The sequence below is a fragment of the Streptomyces sp. NPDC014870 genome (assembly GCF_043081505.1).
GTDB lineage: Bacteria > Actinomycetota > Actinomycetes > Streptomycetales > Streptomycetaceae > Streptomyces.
In genome coordinates this window covers 445046-463446 of sequence record NZ_JBIBWQ010000001.1, presented here as the reverse complement: position 1 = coordinate 463446, position 18401 = coordinate 445046, and the positions used below count along the sequence as shown (strand labels likewise).

Sequence of the window (18401 nt, the reverse complement as noted above, 5' to 3'; positions counted from 1 at the left end):
GCGTGGGGCCCCGGTCTCTCGCGGCGTCGCGCGACCGGCGGTCACAGGCCCCCGTCACCCCGTCCGGCGGACCGCCGGCGCCAGACCCAGAGCGAGAGCGCGGCGCCCAGCGACGCCCCGACCAGGGCGAGCGGAAGCCCCGCCCAGGGGCCCGAGGGCACGTCCTCCTGGCGTACGGCCTTCGCGGGTGCGGAGAGCGCGGCCATGTCGCCGGAGACCGCGGCCGCCCCGGCCCGCGGCGCGGTACGCGCATCGGGCCCGGTCGCGGTCCCGGTCCCGGCGCCCGCGCCGCGCTCGGCGCCCGCCTTCGGCCCCGCCTGCGGCACGGCCCCCGAGGTCTTCCCCGCCGCTTCGGCCGCCGGCTTTCCCGCCGCCGGTTTCCCCGTGGCCTTCTTCACCTGCCCGTCCTTGGCCCGGTCCCGTACGGCCGCCGGAGCGAGCGAGCCGACCGGCTGGACCCGTCCCGCCGCGTCGAAGCCCCAGTCCAGCAGCGTCCGCGCCTCCTCGTACACCGCGAGCCCGCCGCCCCACTGCGGGTTCATCACCGACACGACCAGCGTCCGTGAGCCCTGCCGGGCGGCCGCGATCAACGTGTTGCCCGCGTTGGTCGTGTATCCGTTCTTCACGCCGATCAGCCCGGGGTAGCGGCGCACGCCGTCCTCCCCGGTCAGCAGCCGGTTGGTGTTGCGGATGCCGTAAGACCAGCCGTCCGCAGGGAATTCCGCGTACCGCGTCGAGGAGTACCGGACGAAGTCCGGATCCTGCAGCCCGGCACGGCCGAAGAGCGCCAGGTCGTAGGCGGAGGACACCTGACCGGGCGCGTCGTACCCGTCAGGGGACACCACACGGGTGTCATGAGCCCCCAGCGCCCGGGCCTTGGCCTGCATCTGACGGGTCGTGGACTCCCAGCCGCCGTTCATCGCGGCGAGCACCCGCACCGCGTCGTTCCCCGAATTGAGGAAGACGCCGTTCCACAGGTCGGAGACCTTGTACGTGAGTCCGGCCTGGACGCCGACCATGCTGCTTCCGCTGCCGATCCCCGACAGCTCCGACTCGGAGACGGTGTGACGCTCCCTCTGGTCGATGCGGGGGAGGGCGGTCACGGCGAACAGGGTCTTCAGCGTGCTGGCGGGCGGCAGCCGCCGATGCGCGTTGCGCGCGGCCAGGACCTCGCCCGTGGAGGCGTCCGCCACCAGCCAGGACAGCGCGGAGACGGAGGACGGCGCCGCCGGGCCACCGGGCAGGGCCTGGACCTGGGTGCCCGAGCGGTGGAGGCGGGCGGGATCGATGAAGCGTTCGGCAGGAGGCGTGGGTTCGGTGCCGGAGGCCGCCGCGGCCGCCGGCACGGGCAGCGCGAGCAGCAGCGCCGCGGCACCGGCGGCAGCATGACGGACAGCTGACATGACGATCATTCAGCCACCGTAGGAAGCGGGACCGGCCCTCGCAGATCGGAGTGCGCCGACCGGCGTACGGGGAGTGGCGTACGGGCGGTTCGGGACTCTCGAACGGCGGGAGAGCACGCCGGCCCGAGCCGCCACGCCCGCCGCCGGGTCCGCCGCCACGTCCGCCGCCCCCGGTAGCCGTCCGGGCGGATCCCTCACGACGCCCCGAACCCCGCTCCGAGCCGCGCCCAGACGGGCGGGGGCGGCGCGGGCAGCGGCAGCGGCAGCGACCGCGACGGAGCCGACTTCCGACGCGGAGCCGACCCGACGGCGTCGGGAAACCACCGACGCGGGCGGCGCAACCACCCATCGCGCATGGGCGGTGGCCGGAGTGTCGGTGCCACACGGCATCCTGGTGACGTGTCCTCACTTCCGCACCAGAGCTTGCCCGTTCCTCCGGAACCCGCTCGGCGGGCGCCCTCCGCCGATCCGCAGGGCAGGCCCCTCGGCGCGCCCGCGGCGCGACCCGACCGGCTCCCGCCGCCCGCCCCGGCAGGGCACATGATCGTCTGCGGTGACGACGTCCTCGCCCACCGGCTCGCCCTTGAGCTCCACGATGTGTACGGGGAGCGGATCACCCTCCTCGTACCCGTGCGGGGTGACGAGCCGCAGCAGCCCTCCGGCCGCCTGGGCCGCGCCGCCTCGCTCTTCGGCCGGGTGACCGCCGCCATGACGCGTACACCCGCCCTGGACCAGCGCGGCGCGCCCGAGGGCCGGTCGATCCGGCTGGTGGAGACGGCCGAGGTCGACGACGCGGTGCTGATCGACGCGGGAGTGGAGCGGGCCGCCGCGCTCGCCCTCGTCCATGACGACGACGAGACCAACATCCGCGCCGCCCTCGCGGCGCGACGGCTCAACCCGCGACTGCGCCTGGTCATCCGGCTCTACAACCGCAGGCTCGGGCAGCACCTGGAGACGCTCCTCGACCAGGCCGCGACGGTCGCCGAGCCCGGCCTCGATCCGAAGGAGCTCGACGCGGCGACGACCGTGCTCTCGGACGCCGACACCGCGGCGCCCGCGCTCGCGGCCACGGCCGTCGCCGGTACCAGCAAGGTCGTGCAGGCCGGCGGGCTGCTCCTGCACGCCGTCGAGCGGACCCCGCCCGCCCGGGGTGAGGTCGCCGACCCGGGGCTCTGCACGCTCGCGCTGCTGTCGGCGACGACGAACGACCCGGCCGGCGTCGAGGGCGCCGAAGGCAGCGGCGCCCAGGGCCCGCTGCTGCTGCCCGACGACCGGGCCGTCGCCGCCGCCTCCGGGCGGGGCACGGTCGCGCTCGAAGCGATCACCTACGCGGGCCCCACCCTGTCCCACAAGCGGTTCGGCGGCTCCTCCCTGCCCGTGGGCTCGCTGTTCTCCCGCAGGCTGCGCTGGTCGCTCGCGGGCGTCACCGCCGCCGTCGGGGCGATCGCCCTCGCCACGTGGCTGGCCACCGACGACCACCCCCTGCACGCCGCGTACCTCACCCTCCTCGACATCTTCGCCATCGGAGACCCGGCGGTCGAGGAGACGACCGGCCGTCAGGTGCTGCAGATCCTCGCCGGGTTCGTCGGGCTCCTCCTGATGCCGGTGCTCATGGCGGGCATCCTCGAGGCGCTCGGCACCTTCCGTACGGCGACCTCGCTGCGCCGCCCGCCCCGCGGGCTCTCCGGACATGTGGTGCTTCTCGGCCTCGGCAAGGTCGGCACCCGCGTCCTCGCCCGGCTGCGGCGCCTCGACATCCCCGTGGTCTGCGTCGAGTCCGACCCCGAGGCCCGCGGCATCGCCCTCGCCCGCCGGCTGCGCGTGCCCACCGTCATCGGCGACGTCACCGAGGAGGGCGTCCTGGAGGCCGCCCGGATCCACCGGGCGCACGCTCTGCTCGCGCTGACCAGCATCGACATCACCAATCTGGAGGCCGCGCTCTCGGCCCGCTCGGTCAAGCCCGACCTCCGGGTCGCGCTGCGGCTCTACGACGACGACTTCTCCACCGCCGTCTACCGGACCCTGCGCGCCGCCCACCCCGAGGCGCTCACCCGCAGCCGCAGCGTCTCGCACCTGGCGGCCCCCGCCTTCGCGGGCGCCATGATGGGCCGCCAGATCCTGGGCGCCATTCCGGTGGAGCGCCGGGTGCTGCTCTTCGCGGCGGTGGAGGCGGGCGGCAACCCGTACCTGGAGGGCCGTACGGTGGCCGAGGCCTTCCGTCCTGGGGCCTGGCGGATCATCGCCCGCGCCACCGGTTCGGCGCCTCTCGGCAGGCACGCGGCGGGGCTCGTCTGGCAGTTGGAGCCGGACCGGGTCCTCGGCGCGGGCGACCGGGTCCTCGTCGCCACCACCCGGCGCGGCCTGGCCGAACTCCTCGGCCGCCATCCCCGCCCCCCGCGTCAGGAGCGGCCCGACTCCACCCGCCACAGGACGCGTTGACCCCGGGATCCGAACCCGGCACGAACCGACACCCGCGCGCGTCGCACCGCAACGTCCTCGCCGTTCACCCCGTCCGGCCGAGGTCCGCGGTGGGGGAGGCGCGCAGGGCCGACACGAGATGCAGCAACCTCGCCTCGTTCCCGGAAAGCCCCGCCGCGCGCAGCGCCTCGTCGGCCTCGGCCATGGGGTGGGTGAGCATCGCCGCCGCGTAGGGCACGAGGTGCGGATCCGTCAGCACGGCCTGGGTGGACTCCAGCAGACGGAGGTACGCCTGGGCTGCGGCGCGCTCACGGACGGTGATCGTGGTCATGTCGGGCTCCCTCTCGACAGGTTGGCAACCTCCACCCTCTCGTACGGGTCTGACAACGCCCCTCGAAGCGGTTCCGGTGGGCGTGGCTCAGGCGGGATCCGGAAGGGACGGCCCGGCCGCCGCCGCACCCGCCGGCACCCGCTCCCGGGCCGCCCGCTCGTCGGCGTCCGCCAGCCAGAACCAGACGGGCGGGAGGGCCAGCTCGACCACGGTCAGCGCCACCTGGAACGAGTGCGGCCAACCGTGCACCGCCAGGGACAACAGCCGCCCCGCACCGCCCAGGAGGAAGACCGCCGCGAGCCACCGCACCACCCGCGCCGGGACCGGGTGCTGCCTGGCCGCCCACAGCCAGACCAGCCCGTACCCGGCGAAGATCGCGCCGAAGAACCGGCCCAGGCTGTCCAGAGTGGGGCCGGCGTCGGCCTCGCCCGGAATCGCGGCATTGCCGCCGACCACGTGGAACAGCCCGATCGCCGTGCAGGCGAGGCCCATCACCCAGGCGAACACCCGGAGTGCCTTGGCCATATGACTCCACCCCACTTAGTTGACGTGTGCCTACTTATCTTCAGGATAGGGTCCCTTGGTAGATGAGTGTCAAGTAATCTGGGCGCGTGCCTCCCCGTCGACGTCTGAGCCCTGCCGACCGCCGTGCCCAACTGCTCGCCGTCGGCGCCCGGCTCTTCTCCGCCGCCCCCTACGACGACGTGCTGATGGAGGACGTAGCGCGGCAGGCCGGTGTGTCCCGCGCCCTGCTCTACCAGCACTTCCCGAGCAAGCACGCGCTCTTCGCGGCGGTGTACCAGCAGGCGGCCGACCGGTTGCTGGAGGCGACCGCGTTCGACCCCGACGCCACGCTCGTCGAGCAGCTCGCCCAGGGCCTGGACACCCATCTCGACTACTTCGTCGCCAACCGGCACGCCGTCCTGGCCGCGAACCGGGTGCTGGCGGGCGACCCCGTCATTCAGACGATCATGACGGACGAACTCGACGCCCTGCGTTCACGTCTGCTCGGTGTGCTCCCGCTCGCCGACGCGCGCACGCACGCCGCCGTCTCCGCGGCGCTGAAGGCCTGGCTCGTCTTCGTCCAAGTGCTGTGCGTGGACTGGCTCACCCGCGAGACCTGCACCCGCACCGAGCTGCGGGACACCTGCATCGGCGCGGCGGTCGGCGCTCTGCGCCCCCTGCTCTCCGAGGACCCCGCCCCCGACTGGCCGCCCGCTCCACCCGCCTGAACCGGCCCGACCGACCGACCGGCCCGACCGACCGACCGGCCCGACCGACCGACCGGCCCGACCGACCGACCCGACCGACCGGCCCGATCGACCGGCCGGCACGACCGCCCGACCGGCCCGATCGACCGCCCGACCGGGCCGACGGGTCGAGCGTCGGTCAGGACCCGCCCCGCCCGTCCAGCCACTCCGAGAGCCGTTCGAGGAAGATCCGCTGGCCCGGAACGAGCAGGGGCGCGGCCGTTTCCGGAGTGAACCAGCCGACCCGGTCGATCTCGGGAAACTCGCGAACGACACCGGAGCCGCGCGGCCATTCCATGGTGAACGTGCCCGGCACGACCAGGGTCGGATCGAGATCCGCCTCGACCGCCCAGATCGTGACGGTCTTTCCGCTCGTCTGCCGGGCCTCGCCGAGTGCGATCCGCTCGCCGTCGGGTGCCGGCAGGCCGAGCTCCTCCTCGAACTCGCGGCGGGCGGCGGCCTGCGGTGCTTCCTCAGGGCCGTACTCGCCCTTGGGGATCGACCAGGCGGAGACGTCCTTCGACGCCCAGAAGGGCCCGCCCATATGGCCGATGAGCACCTCGAAACCGCCGTCCGCACTCCGGCGGAAGAGAAGGAGCCCAGCGCTGCGCTTGTCAGGCATACCGCTCAGTGTCGCCGAGCGGGTCAGATACCGCAGCTGCTCGCCGACCAGAAGCGCGAGGCGCGGGTGTCCACGTGCGCGTGGTCGCCGTGGCCCGGGTAGCCCGGACCGAGGATGCCGTTGAAGCCGTGGTTGCGTGCCTGCTTCGCGAGCGTGCACAGCGAGGGCGATCCCGTCAGGTCGATGCCGTCGCCGTACAGGTGGCGGCTGTCGGAGGCGCCGCCCACCGCCGCGTTGCAGGCGTGCGAGCGGAAGCCGCTGCTCACCGAGATCGGCACGTCGCCCAGCGCGTGGCGGAGCGCCTCCAGCTTCCACATCGCGCGCAGGGCGTTGGACTTGGCGGTGGCCGCGCTGACGGCTCCGCCGGAGAAGTCGCCGTTGCACTTGTTGAGCTCGGCGTAGGTGAAGTGGACCGGGGTGCAGTCCGCGTCCTGGAGGGCGTACAGCTTCGCGAAGGTCGCGGGTCCTGCGACGCCGTCCGCGGCGAGCCCGTACGCCTGCTGGAAGCGGGTCACGGCGGCCTGGGTGGCCGGGCCGTAGGAGCCGTCGACCCCGAGGACCGCGCCGTAGCCGGGGTATCCGGCCACCCGGATCTGCAGCTGTGTGACGTCTGCACCGGACATGCCCGAGGAGAGCGTGCGGCCCCAGGTGTAGCACTCGTCGGCGTGCGCCGTGCCGGACGTCGTGACCGTGCCCGTGAGGGCGGCGGCCACCACCAGGAGCGTGGCGAGCAGGGATCTGACCATGCGCCGGACCATGACACCTCCGTGTCGTAACTGGACGGGGTCTCCGCCCGCAGTGTTCGGCATGAACATGACCAGCAGGATGGGGGGAGGTGACGCGGCGGTCAACGGTTCCGTGCACCTGCCAGTGGCCCAGGCCACTGGCAGGTCAGACCGTGACCCATACCGTCACCGGCCCGCCCGCCGGATCGACCCCGCGCGCCCAGCCGCCGGCCACCCGCACCGAACGGTGCGGCCAGGCCGTACCGAGAAGCCGGGAGCGGTGCAGGACCCGGCAGTCCTGACGGACCTCCACGAGCGGCCGGGTCAACGGCTCGCTCGCCCGCAGGAGGAACGGGCGGAACGCGGCCCCCTCGGGCGGCGCGAGCGTGATCCGGTTCGGCGCCACCCACTCCACCGGGCCTTCCACCCGCACCGGCACCGCCGTCACCGGCCAGGGTTCTCCGGCCAGATGGCGCAGTACGGCGTCCGCCGCGGCCCTCCCCTCGGCCGCCGCGGCCCCCGCCGACTCGACCCCGCGCAGGACGTTGCCCGCCGCGAAGACGCCCGCCGTGGCGGTGCGGTGGGCGCCGTCGACCGAAGGGCCGCGCGTACCGCCGTCGAGGGGCACCCCGCCTGCCCGGGCCAGTTCGTGTTCGGGAATCCAGTCCCCGGTGAACACGACCGTGTCGCAGCCGATACGGCCCTCCAGGCCGTCCGCGCGGCGCAGCCGGACACCCGTGAGCCGCCCCCGGCCCAGCAGTTCGGTGACCGCGGTGCCGGTCAGCAGCGGGGGCGCGGGGAGCGTGCCGAACCACCGCCGGGACCGGGGCTGTTCGGTGACCATCGCCACCACGTCCACCTGCGCCCGGCGGAGCGCCCGTACCGCGTGGTGGGCCACCGGTTCCGCGCCGATCACGACGGCGCGCCGCCCGAGCCGCTCGCGCCGGACCCCGTACAGGTGCACGGACTGCTGGAGCTCACCGGTCGTCAGCACCCCGGCAGGACGTGTCCCCGGTACGAGGCGTGCGCTGCGCGGCCGTTCCCGCGCACCGGTCGCCAGGATCACCGCCCGCGCGGTGATCCGTTCCAGGCCGGTCGGTGCCGTGACGTCCAGGGTGAGCGGCCCGGCCCAACCGGTCACCGACACACCCGTACGGACCGTGGCACCTGCCCTGTCCGCCGCGCGCGTCAGCCGGCGGGCGTATCCCGGGCCGTCCAGCGGCCGCCCGAAGTCGGCCAGGCCGAAACCGCCGTGGGCGCAGTGGCGCGGCACCCCGCCGGCCTCGCGCTCACGCTCCAGGACCTCGACCCGGAACCGCCCCGCCCCCGCGGCGGCGAGCCGCTCCGCCGCGGTGAGTCCGGCGGGCCCCGCGCCGACGACGAGGACATCGACGAACCGGTGCGCGGGTCCGTCGAGGCTCGGCTGCCCGCTCACGCCTCCCGCCACGGCCGCCCCACCCCCTCGTCGAACAGCGCCCGGACCGCCGCGCCGCAGGAGAACCCCTGGCACCGGCCGCCCCGCGCCCGCGTCCTGCGCCGCAGCCCGTCCAGCGACGCCGGTGCGACGGTCGAAGTGAGAGCCGCCCGGATCTCGCCCCGGGTCACCCGCTCGCAGTGGCAGACGATCGCCCCGAACTCCGGATCCCGGGAGATCAGTTCGGCGTCCCGGTACGGGCGTGGGAAGGCCTCGCCGAGGTTGGGCATCCGGACCGGGGCGAGCGGCAGCTCCGGCCCGAGTGCGAGGCCGCACTCCGCGAGCAGCTCCATCGTGTGCGCGGCGATCGCCGGAGAGGCCGTCAGGCCGGTCGACCGGATGCCGCCCGCCGTGACGTACCGCAGCCCGGGATGGGCGGCGCACTTGTAGTCGTCGTCCTCGGTGGCCGCCCGCAGCCCCGCGTAGACCGCGGTGACCTCCTCGTCGAGGAGCGCGGGCAGCACGCGGCGTCCCTGGTCCAGGAGGCCCGCAAGCCCGTCTGCGGTCGTTCCGGTGGCCGTCCGGTCGTCGAGGTTCTCCGCCGTGGGGCCGAGCAGCACCTTCCCGTACACCGTCGGTGCGACCAGAACCCCCTTGCCCAGAGCGCCCGGTACGGGCAGGAGGATGTGGCGGACGAGCGAGCGGGCGAAGGAGTCGAAGACGATCAACTGACCGCGCCGCGGCGTCACCGTGAAGTCCCGGCGCCCGAACAGCGCGTCGAAGCGGTCCGCGTGGAGCCCGCAGGCGTTGACGACATAGCGGGCCCGCAGCACGCCGCGGGGCGTGACCAGTCGGTGCGGTACGCCAGGATCGGCCTTCTCCACACGGCAGTTGAGGTGCAGGTCGACGCCGGAACGGACGGCCTGGGTGGCGTACGCGAGCGTCGTCGTCCAGGGGCAGACGATCGACTCGCCCGGCACTTCGAGGGCTCCGAGAGCCCCCGGACCCAGGTGGGGCTCCCGCGCGCGGAGTTCGTCGGCGGCCAGGAGGCGTGTGCTGCGATGGCCGTTGCGTACGGCCTTGTCGGCGAGGCGGGGGAGTGCGGCCAGCTGCTCCTCGTCCCAGGCGACGAGGAGTGCGCCGAGGGGCTCCACGGGAATGCCCGTCTCCCGCGCGTAGTCGAGGAGCAGGCGCTGCCCCTCCCGCACCAGTCGCGCCTCCAGCGAACCGGGTACGGCGTCGAAACCCGTGTGCAGGATCGCGGTGTTGGCCTTCGACGTGCCCTCGCCGACGTCCCCGGACGCCTCGACCAGCGCGACCCGCATCGGCCTGCGGGCCAGCTCGCGCGCGATCGCACAACCGACCACCCCGGCGCCGACGACCACGACGTCGTACGCGGCGCCGGGTGCCGAGGTGTCCGGCAGGGTGCCGGCGCGCGTCACGGCCCCGGGCCGCCGGTCCGGCGGCGCCGGTCTGTCCGGGTTCACGGCCGGGCCGCCCCACCGGTCCCGTCGAGCAGCGCCGCCACGGCGGCACGGAACCGGCCGAGGCGCTCGTCCGCCTCCGCTCCGGTCACGGCCGGCTCGTAGGCGGCCGAAGGCTTCCACTCCGGTACGGCCTCGTGGACGGGGAGCCCCGGGTCGAGCCCGAGCCGCGCGACCGCGCCGACCCCGAGCGCCGTCGCGTCGGGCAGGGCCGAGACCTCGACGGGGAGTTGGAGCAGGTCCGCCTGCGTCTGCATCAGGAGCGCCGAGCGGGTGAGTCCGCCGTCCACGCGCAGGGAGGTGAGCGGTCGGCCGAGATCGCTCGCCGCCGCGGCCGCCAGCTCCACGACCTGTGCGGCGATGCCCTCGCAGAGCGCCCTGACCAGGTGTCCCGCGGTCGTGTCCAGGCCGAGGCCGTGCAGGGAGCCGCGGACGTCGCCCCGCCACCAGGGCGCGGCGAGACCCGCGAGCGCCGGGACGAAGGTGACCCCGCCGGTGTCCGGCGCCGTCGCGCCCACCGCGTCGAGCTCTCCGGCGCCCGACAGCAGCCCGAGGTCGGTCAGCCACCGCACGGCGGACGCGGCCGTGTACACCTGGCCGTCCAGGCAGTAGCTCGTCAGGCCCCTGAGTCGCCAGGCCACACAGCTCACCAGTCCCGAGGCGCCGCGGCGCGGCGACGAGCCCGTCTGGGCGAGCAGGAACGCCCCGGTTCCGTACGTGCACTTGGCCGCGCCGGGGGCGGTGACGCTCTGCGCGAGCAGGGCCGCCTGCTGGTCCACGAGCAGCCCCGTCAACGGGATCGGCCGGCCGAACGCCGTCGTCGTGCCGATGTGCGCGTCCGCGTCGACGACCTGGGGCAGCCGTTCGGCGCCCAGGCCGTAGACGTCGAGGGCGGGCGCGGACCAGGACACCGAGTCCAGGTCGAGGAGCCCGGTGCGCCCCGCCGTCGCGGCATCGGTGACGAACGCGCCCGTCAGACGGTGCACCAGCCACGCGTCGCTCGTGGTGACCACTCCCGCGCCGGTGAGCCGACGGCGGATCCAGGCCATCTTGGGAGCGGCGAAGTAGGGATCGAGCGGAAGCCCGGTCCGATCCCTCAACTCGTCGGCATGGTCGGCGAGTTCGCCGCAGATGTCGGCCGCTCTGCGGTCCTGCCAGACGAGAGCGTCGGTGAGGGGTTCACCCGTCGCGGGATCCCAGGCGAGGACGGTCTCGCCCTGGTTGGCCAGGCCCACGGCGACGACCGGGGTGCCCGCCTCGGCGAGCGCTGCGCGGCCTGCGGCGACGACGGAGTCGTAGAGCTGCGCCGGATCGACCTCGACCAGGCCACCGGGCAGATGGCGCGGTCGAACGGGAGCGGAGCCCGTTCCGATGACGCCCCGTTCGGGGCAGACGACGAGCGCCTTGGTCCCCGACGTTCCCTGGTCGACGGCGAGCACCGGACCCGTCATCACTCGTCCTCCTGCCCCTCGAAGGGTCGCGGGCCTTGATCGCGGAACCGGCAAGACTGGTGCACGCGCCGCGTCCCGTCAAGCGGAGCGGAGTCTCTCCGTCGGCTTCCTCCCCGAGAGATGACACATGCTCAAATTCGCTCCGTGGCTGGATAGTTACGGTCAGATTTGAAAGCCGATCGCGATCAACCGGCGGAGCCTATAGTGATCGCCGATCATCACCGGTCATCGCCGATCGCCACTGATCGACGCCGACCAGCGGCCGATACGTCTCACCGATGCGCCCCACCCACCGAGGAGCCATGTCACCCACCGCACGTCCCGTCCTGTGATGGCTGGGCACGGATTCAAGCCCGTCTACCATCCGGCGGGCCACGACCACGCCCTGCGCAACGCGGTCCAGGAGCTGCGGACCGGCCGCTGGGTGTCGACGGCCCGATTACTCGACGAGACCCCCGGCTGGGCCGACTGGACACGGCGTACCCAAGTGCTCGCCACCGTCGCCGCGGGCGGCGACGTCGTCCAGACCTGGCGGACCGAGGAGCCGGACAGCGTCCCCGCGCTCGTCCTGCACACCCGCGTCGCCGTCGAACGCGCCGTACGCGCCCACCGCGGCGGTCACCCCCGCACCCGCGAACTGTGGCAGGAGGCCTGGACCGCCTGCCGTCGCTCCGCCGAGAGCGCGCCCGCCGACCCCGTCCCCTGGATCTGCCTGCTGGCCCTCGCGGCCCTCGACGACCGGCAGCGGATGCCCGAGCACCGGCAGTCCCCGCCCGCGCCGCTCCTACCGCCCGGCCCCTGGGGGCTGCTCGCCGAGGCCGAGCGGCGCGATCCGCAGAACCGCGAGGCGCACCACCGGCTGCTGCAGTTCCTCTACGTCCGCCGCGCGGGCTCCTTCTCCGAGGCCGTCAACTACGCGCAGTGGGCCGCCGGTTCCGCCCCCACCGGCTCGGCCCTGCACGCCCTGCCGCTGTACGTCAGGGTGGAGCGATACCGACGGGAACGCGGCCACACGCACGCCCTGGACCTGCACTGGGTCGCCGAGGACGCGGTCCGTGACGCCCAGCAGGCCCTGCGGTCCTGGTTCCTCTTCTGCGCCACCGACGAGGCGTCCCTGCTCGACCTCAACCACCTCGCCCACGCGCTCTTCGGCGCCCAGCGCTTCGCGGACGCCGCCCGGGTCTTCGAGGCCCTCGGGCCGTACCACACGGTGCTGCCCTGGGCGTACCGCACCGAGCGCCCCGACGACCGGGCGCTCGCCACCGAGTTCTTCGTCCGCGCCCGCGCGCGCTGTCTCGACCCCTGACCCCCGCTCCCTCCGCTCACTCGTCCCTCTCCCCCCGTCCCCACCCCGGAGGTACCGCCATGTCCCGCACCGCCCCCGTCGACGAGACAGCCAGGCCCCGCGCGGGCGGCCAGGACGACGAGGCCCGGCTGAGAGAGCTCGGCTACCAGCCGGTCCTCGCCCGTCGCATGGGCGGCTTCGGCAACTTCGCCATCAGCTTCTCCGTGATCTCGATCCTCTCCGGGTGCATGACGCTCTACGGGTTCGGCCTCGGCACCGGCGGCCCCGCCGTCATGCTGTGGGGCTGGGCGGGCGTCGGGCTCTTCGTGCTCTGCGTCGGACTCGCCCTCGCCGAGGTCACCAGCGCCTACCCGACCTCCGGCGCCCTCTACTACATGGCCGACCGGCTGGGCGGCCGCCGCTGGGGCTGGTACACCGGCTGGCTCAACCTGCTCGGCCTGCTCGGCGCGATCGCCGGCATCGACTACGGCGCCGCCCTGTTCACCGGAGCCTTCCTCAACCTCCAGTGGGGCATCGTGCCCACCGCCGGCTCGACCTTCCTGATCTTCCTCGCCATCCTGCTGCTGCACGCCGGCCTCAACCTCTTCGGCGTACGGCTCGTCAGCGTGCTCAACTCCGTCAGCGTCTGGTGGCACCTCGCGGGGGTCGCCGTGATCGTCGGGGCGCTCGCCTTCATCCCCGACCGCCACCAGTCCGCCGAGTTCGTCTTCACCGAGTTCGTCAACGACACCGGCTGGGCCAACCCGTTCTACGTCGCGGCCATCGGCCTGCTCCTCGCCCAGTACACCTTCTCCGGTTACGACGCCTCCGCCCACCTCTCCGAGGAGACCTCCAACGCCTCGGTCAGCGCCGCCAAGGGCATCGTGCGAGCCATCTGGGTCTCGTGGATCGCCGGTTTCGCCCTGCTCGCCGGACTGACCTTCGCGATCCAGGACTACGCGGGCACCCAGAGCACCGCCACGGGCGTACCGCCGGCGCAGATCCTCCTCGACGCCCTCGGCTCCGGCGCCGCGAGCGCGCTGCTGCTCGTGGTGATCGTCGCCCAGCTCTTCTGCGGCAACGCCGAGGTGGCCGCCGCCAGTCGGATGGTCTTCGCCTTCAGCCGGGACAACGCCCTGCCCGGCTCCGCCCTCTGGCGGAAGGTCAGCAGCCGGACGCAGACCCCGGTGCCCGCGGTCTGGCTCGCCGTCGGCGTCGCCGCCCTCCTCGCCCTCCCGTCGCTCTACTCCGCCACCGCGTACGGCGCCGTCACCGCGATCAACGTCATCGGCATCACCCCCGCCTACGCGATCCCCATCTACCTGCGGCTGCGCGCGGGCAAGCGGTTCACGCCAGGACCGTGGAGCCTGGGCCGGTGGAGTCGCCCGATCGGCTGGGTCGCCGTGGGCTGGGTCGCGCTCGTCACCGTGCTCTTCTGCCTGCCGCAGAAGTCGCCGGTGACGATCGACTCGATGAACTACGCGGTCATCGCGCTGGCCGTGGTCCTCGTGCTGGCCAGCGTGTGGTGGTACGTGGCGCGCCGCTCGTACGGCACGCCGTCGGCGTACGGAACGGCGCGCGAGGAGGCTGAGATCGAGGAGGGGATCGTCTGACGAGTCCCAGCCGCCGGACATCGGACATCGGACCTCAGACATCGGATATCGGATCCAAGATCCAATATCCATGATCCAAGATATTGGATCCGATCCTCCGTCGTCAGCCGCTGAACTCGTAGGTCCAGGAGACGCCCTGGGCGGCGCAGTCGATGTCCGTGATCTCCAGCGCGTGCCCGTGCTGGTCGCACACCACGCGGTGGACGGCCAGCCGGGGCGCCCCGCCTCCGACTCCCGTCGCCCGGCCCGGCGGTACGCCGATCGACTCCCGTCGGGTGAGCCGTAGTCCGGCCTGGTGCATCCAGTGGTAGAGCAGGCGCATGTCCGGGTGGAGCACGGAGCCTCTGGTGCGCCGGTACTTGGCGAGTTGCGGGATCTCGCTCAGCGCGGCCCGCGAGAACCAGGACACCGACCGCTGCATCGGTGTCCCGCCGGGGGAGAGGACGACATGCCGGTGGACGAGGGTCGGCTCGCCGGGCACGAGCCCGAGCCGCGTCATCAGCCCGGCCGGTGGTGCCTCCCAGGTGAGCGAGGTGCGTACGAGGGCGTCGGCGGCTTCCGTGCCGCCGGGGAAGAGCTGCCGGCGCACCGTCAGGGCCGGTTCGCCCGGCTCGTGTCCGCTGCCCGCGGCGAACGTGCCGCGCCGGTCGGTGACGACGAGCCGTTCCTCGCGCAGGAGTTGGAGCGCGCTGCGGACGGTCTGCCGGTTGACGTGGTAGCGGTGGGCGAGCGAGCGCTCGGACGGGAGCCGGCTGCCCGGCGCGATCTGCCGGTCGGCGAGGTCGTCCCGCAGCGCCGCGGCGACCTTCAGGTAGAGCGGGACCGCCGCCGGGTGCTCAGGTTCCGGTACGGGTGCGGCTTCGGTCATGGTGCGAACCCCTCTCTTTGCTCAGCGTGACAGTCTGGTCCGCAGGGGTGATCAATTCCTATCATTGGTCTAAACCATTAAGGAAGAGGCGGCGAAAGGGAGTGGCCGAAAGCCGGAGCGCCCCGGAGTGCGGACCGCGCCGTCTGACCTTGTAATGAGTCTCAACCGGACATGGCTGCGGAAGAGGCGGGTGAGGCCGGATGACGACACCGGCGGAGCGGGCCGAGGCGGGGAAGGCGGCGCGCAAGAGAGTGCCGCGCTCCTCACACGGCCGCTGGATACCCCCCTCGCAGCGCCAGGACCCCCTGCGCATCCTGGAACGGCAGGCCGTCGACCGGGTGCCCGAACTGATCCCGATCCGGTACGGCAGGATGGCCGTCTCGCCGTTCGCGTTCCTGCGCGGCGCGGCGGCCGTCATGGCCGCCGACCTCGCCCCGCAACGGCACACCGGGCTCACCGTCCAGCTCTGCGGCGACGCCCATCTGCTCAATTTCGGCGTCTACGCCTCACCCGAACGGGCGCTCCTCTTCGATGTGAACGACTTCGACGAGACCCTGCCGGGACCCTTCGAGTGGGACGTCAAGCGGCTGGCCGCCAGTGTGGCCGTCGCCGCGCTCCAGAACGGCACCAGCAAGGCCAAGGCCCGCCAGGCGGCCCTCGTCGTCGGCGAGGCGTACCGCGAGTCCATGCGCCGCCTCGCGAGCCTCGGGGAACTCGCCGTCTGGTACGAGCGGATCGACGCCGACGACCTGGCCCCGCTGGTCCGCCGGAACCGTCGTGCCACGTTCGAGAACCGCCTCGCCAAGGCCCGCCGCCGCACGAGCCTGCAGGCCCTCGGCAAGCTCACGGCCCTCGACGAGCAGGGCATCCGGCAGATCGTCGACGACCCCCCGCTCCTCGAACGGGCCACGGACCTCGACCGGGTCACCCTCGGCAAGATCTTCAGCGACTACCGCAGCTCGCTCTCCGAGGAGCGCCGGCTTCTCCTTGACCGCTTCCACTACGTGGACGCGGCCCGGAAGGTCGTCGGCGTCGGCAGTGTCGGCACCCGCTGCTTCATCCTGCTCCTCCAGGGCAGGGACGACGGCGACCCGCTGATCCTCCAGATCAAGGAGGCCGGTCCCTCGGTGCTGGAGGAGTACCTGCCGCCGACCGCGTACCGCCACCAGGGGCAGCGGGTCGTCCGGGGCCAGCGGCTGACCCAGGCCGCGAGCGACATCTTCCTCGGCTGGATGACCGGACCGGAGAAGCGCCACTTCTACTGGCGGCAGCTGCGCGACATGAAGGGCTCGGCCGAGGTGGAGGCCATGTCACCGGCGATGCTCCGCGCGTACGCGGGCCTCTGCGGCCGCGCCCTGGCCCGCGCCCACGCCCGCTCGGGCGACCGCATCGCCATCGCCGCCTACCTCGGTACGTCGGGCGTCTTCGACCACGCCGTCGCCGACTTCGCGATGCGCTACACGGACCAGAACGCCGACGACTATGCGGCCCTGGGCGCGGGGATCGCCGCGGGCGTGATCACGGCGGCGCCGGGCGTCTGACACCCGCCCGCGCGCCGCCGCGCCCGCCGCGCCGCCAGTACGCCTCGCGGCGGACTAGGCCCCGCGCCGCATCGGCGGATCGGCCGGGGTCTTCGGCACCGGGCCGAAGAGCACCTGCCGGGCGACCGCCGGGGCGAACAGAGCCGTCATCGGCTCCTTCAGGGTCAGCACCGAGCGGAACGCGGCGCCCACGACCGGGTCCCCTCCGTACCGCTCCTGGAGCCGGCGCAGGTACCAGCCCACCGGCCGGTCCACCGCGCGCGCGGCGAGGTCGTTCCCCGTCGCGCCCGGCATCTTGCGGTCCGCCCCGGCCGCGATGTCCCAGGCCTGCTTGGAAGTGTCGAGCAGCGCCTTCTGCACGGTCCGCGTGGTCGGGGTCCGCCGCGGGTCGGCGAGGACGCGCCGCAGGGTCACCGCGCTCATCGCGGCCACGGCCATGCCCTGTCCGTAGATGGGGTTGAAGGCGCAGAGCGCGTCACCGACGGCGAGGAATCCGGCCGGCCTGCGGCCCGGACGGTCGTACCGGCGGCGGACGTTGGCCGTCTGCCGGAACCCGTGCACCGACGACTCGGGTGTCGCCTTCGCGAGCCACTCGCTCAGGACGGGGTGCGGGAGTTTGGCCGCGAACGCCTCGAAGCCCTCTTCGTCGGTGGGCGGCAGGTCGTCGCGCAGCCCCGAAAAGGTGACCAGGTGGAGTCCGTCCCCGACGGGCAGTGCCACACCGCCGTACACCTGCTCGGGGTTGGGGACGATGTTGAAGCCCACGGCGTCCATGCCGGGGTCGGCCGGCCCGCGGTACATCCGGGTCGCGTAGCCGAGACCGGTGTCGATCGTCTCCTCGTGCGGCGCCTCCGCGCCGATCGACGCGAGCCAGTCAGGGGCGTGCGTGCCGCGCCCCGAGGCGTCGACCACCAGGTCCGCCTCCAGGGGGCGGCTCTCGCGCTCCTTGCCCGCGCCGCGCTCACGCAGCCGCACGCCCCGCACGCGCGAGGCGTCACCGACGAGACCGACGGTCTCCGTGCCCTCGACGAGCTCGATCCGCGGATCGGCGAGGACCCGGCGGCGCACCAGCCACTCGAGCTGGGCGCGCGGCCCGGTGTAGAGGTGGGTGGTGGACGGAAGGCGGCTGAACCAGCGTCCGTTCTGCCACTGCACCATGTCCGCGGGCATGCCCACCCTCGGGGCGCCGAGGTCGCGCAGCTCGCCCATGAAGCCGGGGAGCAGCTCGTCGAGCGCCTCCTGCCCCGAGTCGAGCAGCACGTGCACGTGGCGCGACTGGGGGACGCCCGGCCGCGCTTCGGGTCCCTCCGGGAAGCGGTCGCGCTCGACGACCGTCACCCGTTCCGCGTGTTCGCTGAGTACGCGCGCCGCCAGCAGGCCCGCGAGACTGCCCCCGATGACCACCGCGTGACGTGTCTCGCGGTGCCCCAACTCGTCGGTCATCCCCGCCCCTTCAACGAAGTGTGGTCTACGGCGATCCAGTATCCACCGTCTCCCGGGGCACGTCGCGTGCGCCGAGCCGCAGGTGCTCGATGTGGTACACGGCCTCGTCGAGGAGTTGGGCGACGTGGTTGTCGTAGAGGCTGTACTCGATCCGCCGGCCCTGTCGCACTCCGGTCACCAGACCCAGCGCGCGCAGCAGGCGCAGCTGGTGGGAGACGGCGGACTGTTCCATCTCGACGGCGGAGGCCAGTTCGGTCACTCCGCAGGGGCCCTGCCGCAGGCGGGTCAGGATCATCAGCCGTGAGGGCGTCGCGAGGGCCTGGAGGGTGGCGGCGATCGTGGCCGCGGACTCCGCGTCCAGGTGGGTTGCCGGGGTCGTCCCGCCGTTCGCTCCGTGTCCCATGGGCTCATCGTAGTCGTGGCCCATGAATCACCGCGGAAGTGAAACCGATGAATGAAGACCTCTTCATGTGTTCCGCTATGGTGGTCGCGTCAGCCGCCCCGCCGACCGACCCCGTCACCGCCCTGCCCCACGATCGAAGAGGTGCCCGCC

The 18401-nt window shown here is 73.5% G+C and carries 16 protein-coding genes; 5 read left to right on the top strand and 11 right to left on the bottom strand.

The window, feature by feature from the left end:
- Positions 1-41 precede the first annotated feature (41 nt).
- Positions 42-1412 (bottom strand): D-alanyl-D-alanine carboxypeptidase family protein, encoded by a 1371-nt coding sequence (locus tag ACF09C_RS01980; protein WP_392087554.1) that lies wholly within the window; start codon positions 1410-1412, stop codon positions 42-44.
- A gap of 531 nt (positions 1413-1943) precedes the next feature.
- Between ACF09C_RS01980 and ACF09C_RS01975 the strand changes: the two genes are divergently transcribed.
- A complete protein-coding gene (locus ACF09C_RS01975) occupies positions 1944-3842 on the top strand; it encodes an NAD-binding protein (protein ID WP_392088660.1) in 1899 nt (632 codons plus the stop codon).
- 64 nt (positions 3843-3906) lie between these two features.
- On the opposite strand, the gene ACF09C_RS01970 is transcribed toward ACF09C_RS01975, so the two are convergent.
- Both ACF09C_RS01970 and ACF09C_RS01965 read right to left on the bottom strand, forming a co-directional pair.
- Complete coding sequence (locus tag ACF09C_RS01970; protein ID WP_362008225.1) at positions 3907-4152, bottom strand: hypothetical protein; 246 nt, start codon at positions 4150-4152, stop codon at positions 3907-3909.
- Positions 4153-4239: 87 nt separating this feature from the next.
- A complete protein-coding gene (locus ACF09C_RS01965) occupies positions 4240-4677 on the bottom strand; it encodes a DUF4345 domain-containing protein (RefSeq protein ID WP_392087552.1) in 438 nt (145 codons plus the stop codon).
- Positions 4678-4763: 86 nt separating this feature from the next.
- On the opposite strand from ACF09C_RS01965, the gene ACF09C_RS01960 reads away from it, so the two are divergent.
- Positions 4764-5384, top strand: coding sequence for a TetR/AcrR family transcriptional regulator (locus ACF09C_RS01960; protein WP_392087550.1), 621 nt, complete (start codon positions 4764-4766; stop codon positions 5382-5384).
- A gap of 157 nt (positions 5385-5541) precedes the next feature.
- Here the strand turns inward: ACF09C_RS01960 and ACF09C_RS01955 are convergent, their stop codons facing one another.
- The 5 genes from ACF09C_RS01955 to ACF09C_RS01935 form a co-directional block, all read right to left on the bottom strand.
- Positions 5542-6024: an NUDIX domain-containing protein gene (locus ACF09C_RS01955; RefSeq protein ID WP_392087548.1), complete on the bottom strand. Its 483-nt coding sequence runs from the start codon at positions 6022-6024 to the stop codon at positions 5542-5544.
- Positions 6025-6047: 23 nt separating this feature from the next.
- Positions 6048-6782 (bottom strand): D-Ala-D-Ala carboxypeptidase family metallohydrolase, encoded by a 735-nt coding sequence (locus tag ACF09C_RS01950; RefSeq protein WP_392087546.1) that lies wholly within the window; start codon positions 6780-6782, stop codon positions 6048-6050.
- A 133-nt stretch (positions 6783-6915) separates the two neighbouring features.
- On the bottom strand, positions 6916-8184 hold the full coding sequence (locus ACF09C_RS01945) for an NAD(P)/FAD-dependent oxidoreductase (RefSeq protein WP_392087544.1): 1269 nt from the start codon (positions 8182-8184) through the stop codon (positions 6916-6918).
- A complete protein-coding gene (locus ACF09C_RS01940; RefSeq protein WP_392087542.1) occupies positions 8181-9650 on the bottom strand; it encodes an FAD-dependent oxidoreductase in 1470 nt (489 codons plus the stop codon). Before ACF09C_RS01940 ends, ACF09C_RS01945 begins: the two co-directional genes overlap by 4 nt.
- Positions 9647-11098, bottom strand: coding sequence for an FGGY family carbohydrate kinase (locus ACF09C_RS01935; protein WP_392087540.1), 1452 nt, complete (start codon positions 11096-11098; stop codon positions 9647-9649). Before ACF09C_RS01935 ends, ACF09C_RS01940 begins: the two co-directional genes overlap by 4 nt.
- 331 nt (positions 11099-11429) lie before the next feature.
- Here ACF09C_RS01935 and ACF09C_RS01930 point away from each other — a divergent pair, with 331 nt between their 5' ends.
- Together ACF09C_RS01930 and ACF09C_RS01925 are read left to right on the top strand one after the other, a co-directional pair.
- On the top strand, positions 11430-12404 hold the full coding sequence (locus ACF09C_RS01930) for a hypothetical protein (RefSeq protein WP_392087538.1): 975 nt from the start codon (positions 11430-11432) through the stop codon (positions 12402-12404).
- Between the two features lie 59 nt (positions 12405-12463).
- On the top strand, positions 12464-13996 hold the full coding sequence (locus tag ACF09C_RS01925; protein WP_392087536.1) for an amino acid permease: 1533 nt from the start codon (positions 12464-12466) through the stop codon (positions 13994-13996).
- Positions 13997-14099: 103 nt separating this feature from the next.
- Here ACF09C_RS01925 and ACF09C_RS01920 read toward each other — a convergent pair whose 3' ends face one another.
- Entirely contained in the window at positions 14100-14864 is a 765-nt protein-coding gene (locus tag ACF09C_RS01920; RefSeq protein ID WP_392087534.1) for a GntR family transcriptional regulator, read from the bottom strand.
- Between the two features lie 200 nt (positions 14865-15064).
- Here ACF09C_RS01920 and ACF09C_RS01915 point away from each other — a divergent pair, with 200 nt between their 5' ends.
- On the top strand, positions 15065-16405 hold the full coding sequence (locus ACF09C_RS01915; RefSeq protein ID WP_392087532.1) for a DUF2252 domain-containing protein: 1341 nt from the start codon (positions 15065-15067) through the stop codon (positions 16403-16405).
- 54 nt (positions 16406-16459) lie between these two features.
- Here ACF09C_RS01915 and ACF09C_RS01910 read toward each other — a convergent pair whose 3' ends face one another.
- Together ACF09C_RS01910 and ACF09C_RS01905 are read right to left on the bottom strand one after the other, a co-directional pair.
- On the bottom strand, positions 16460-17848 hold the full coding sequence (locus tag ACF09C_RS01910) for an FAD-dependent oxidoreductase (protein WP_392087530.1): 1389 nt from the start codon (positions 17846-17848) through the stop codon (positions 16460-16462).
- Positions 17849-17873: 25 nt separating this feature from the next.
- Positions 17874-18251 (bottom strand): ArsR/SmtB family transcription factor, encoded by a 378-nt coding sequence (locus ACF09C_RS01905; RefSeq protein ID WP_392087527.1) that lies wholly within the window; start codon positions 18249-18251, stop codon positions 17874-17876.
- Positions 18252-18401: the final 150 nt, after the last annotated feature.

Excerpts from the sequence above, each read along its gene's own strand:
- ACF09C_RS01980 (WP_392087554.1), bottom strand. The coding sequence starts at position 1,412 with ATGATCGTCATGTCAGCTGTCCGTCATGCTGCCGCCGGTGCCGCGGCG.
- ACF09C_RS01975 (WP_392088660.1), top strand. The coding sequence starts at position 1,944 with ATGATCGTCTGCGGTGACGACGTCCTCGCCCACCGGCTCGCCCTTGAG.
- ACF09C_RS01970 (WP_362008225.1), bottom strand. The coding sequence starts at position 4,152 with ATGACCACGATCACCGTCCGTGAGCGCGCCGCAGCCCAGGCGTACCTC.
- ACF09C_RS01965 (WP_392087552.1), bottom strand. The coding sequence starts at position 4,677 with ATGGCCAAGGCACTCCGGGTGTTCGCCTGGGTGATGGGCCTCGCCTGC.
- ACF09C_RS01955 (WP_392087548.1), bottom strand. The coding sequence starts at position 6,024 with ATGCCTGACAAGCGCAGCGCTGGGCTCCTTCTCTTCCGCCGGAGTGCG.
- ACF09C_RS01950 (WP_392087546.1), bottom strand. The coding sequence starts at position 6,782 with ATGGTCCGGCGCATGGTCAGATCCCTGCTCGCCACGCTCCTGGTGGTG.
- ACF09C_RS01935 (WP_392087540.1), bottom strand. The coding sequence starts at position 11,098 with ATGACGGGTCCGGTGCTCGCCGTCGACCAGGGAACGTCGGGGACCAAG.
- ACF09C_RS01930 (WP_392087538.1), top strand. The coding sequence starts at position 11,430 with ATGGCTGGGCACGGATTCAAGCCCGTCTACCATCCGGCGGGCCACGAC.
- ACF09C_RS01925 (WP_392087536.1), top strand. The coding sequence starts at position 12,464 with ATGTCCCGCACCGCCCCCGTCGACGAGACAGCCAGGCCCCGCGCGGGC.
- ACF09C_RS01920 (WP_392087534.1), bottom strand. The coding sequence starts at position 14,864 with ATGACCGAAGCCGCACCCGTACCGGAACCTGAGCACCCGGCGGCGGTC.
- ACF09C_RS01915 (WP_392087532.1), top strand. The coding sequence starts at position 15,065 with ATGACGACACCGGCGGAGCGGGCCGAGGCGGGGAAGGCGGCGCGCAAG.
- ACF09C_RS01910 (WP_392087530.1), bottom strand. The coding sequence starts at position 17,848 with ATGACCGACGAGTTGGGGCACCGCGAGACACGTCACGCGGTGGTCATC.
- ACF09C_RS01905 (WP_392087527.1), bottom strand. The coding sequence starts at position 18,251 with ATGGGACACGGAGCGAACGGCGGGACGACCCCGGCAACCCACCTGGAC.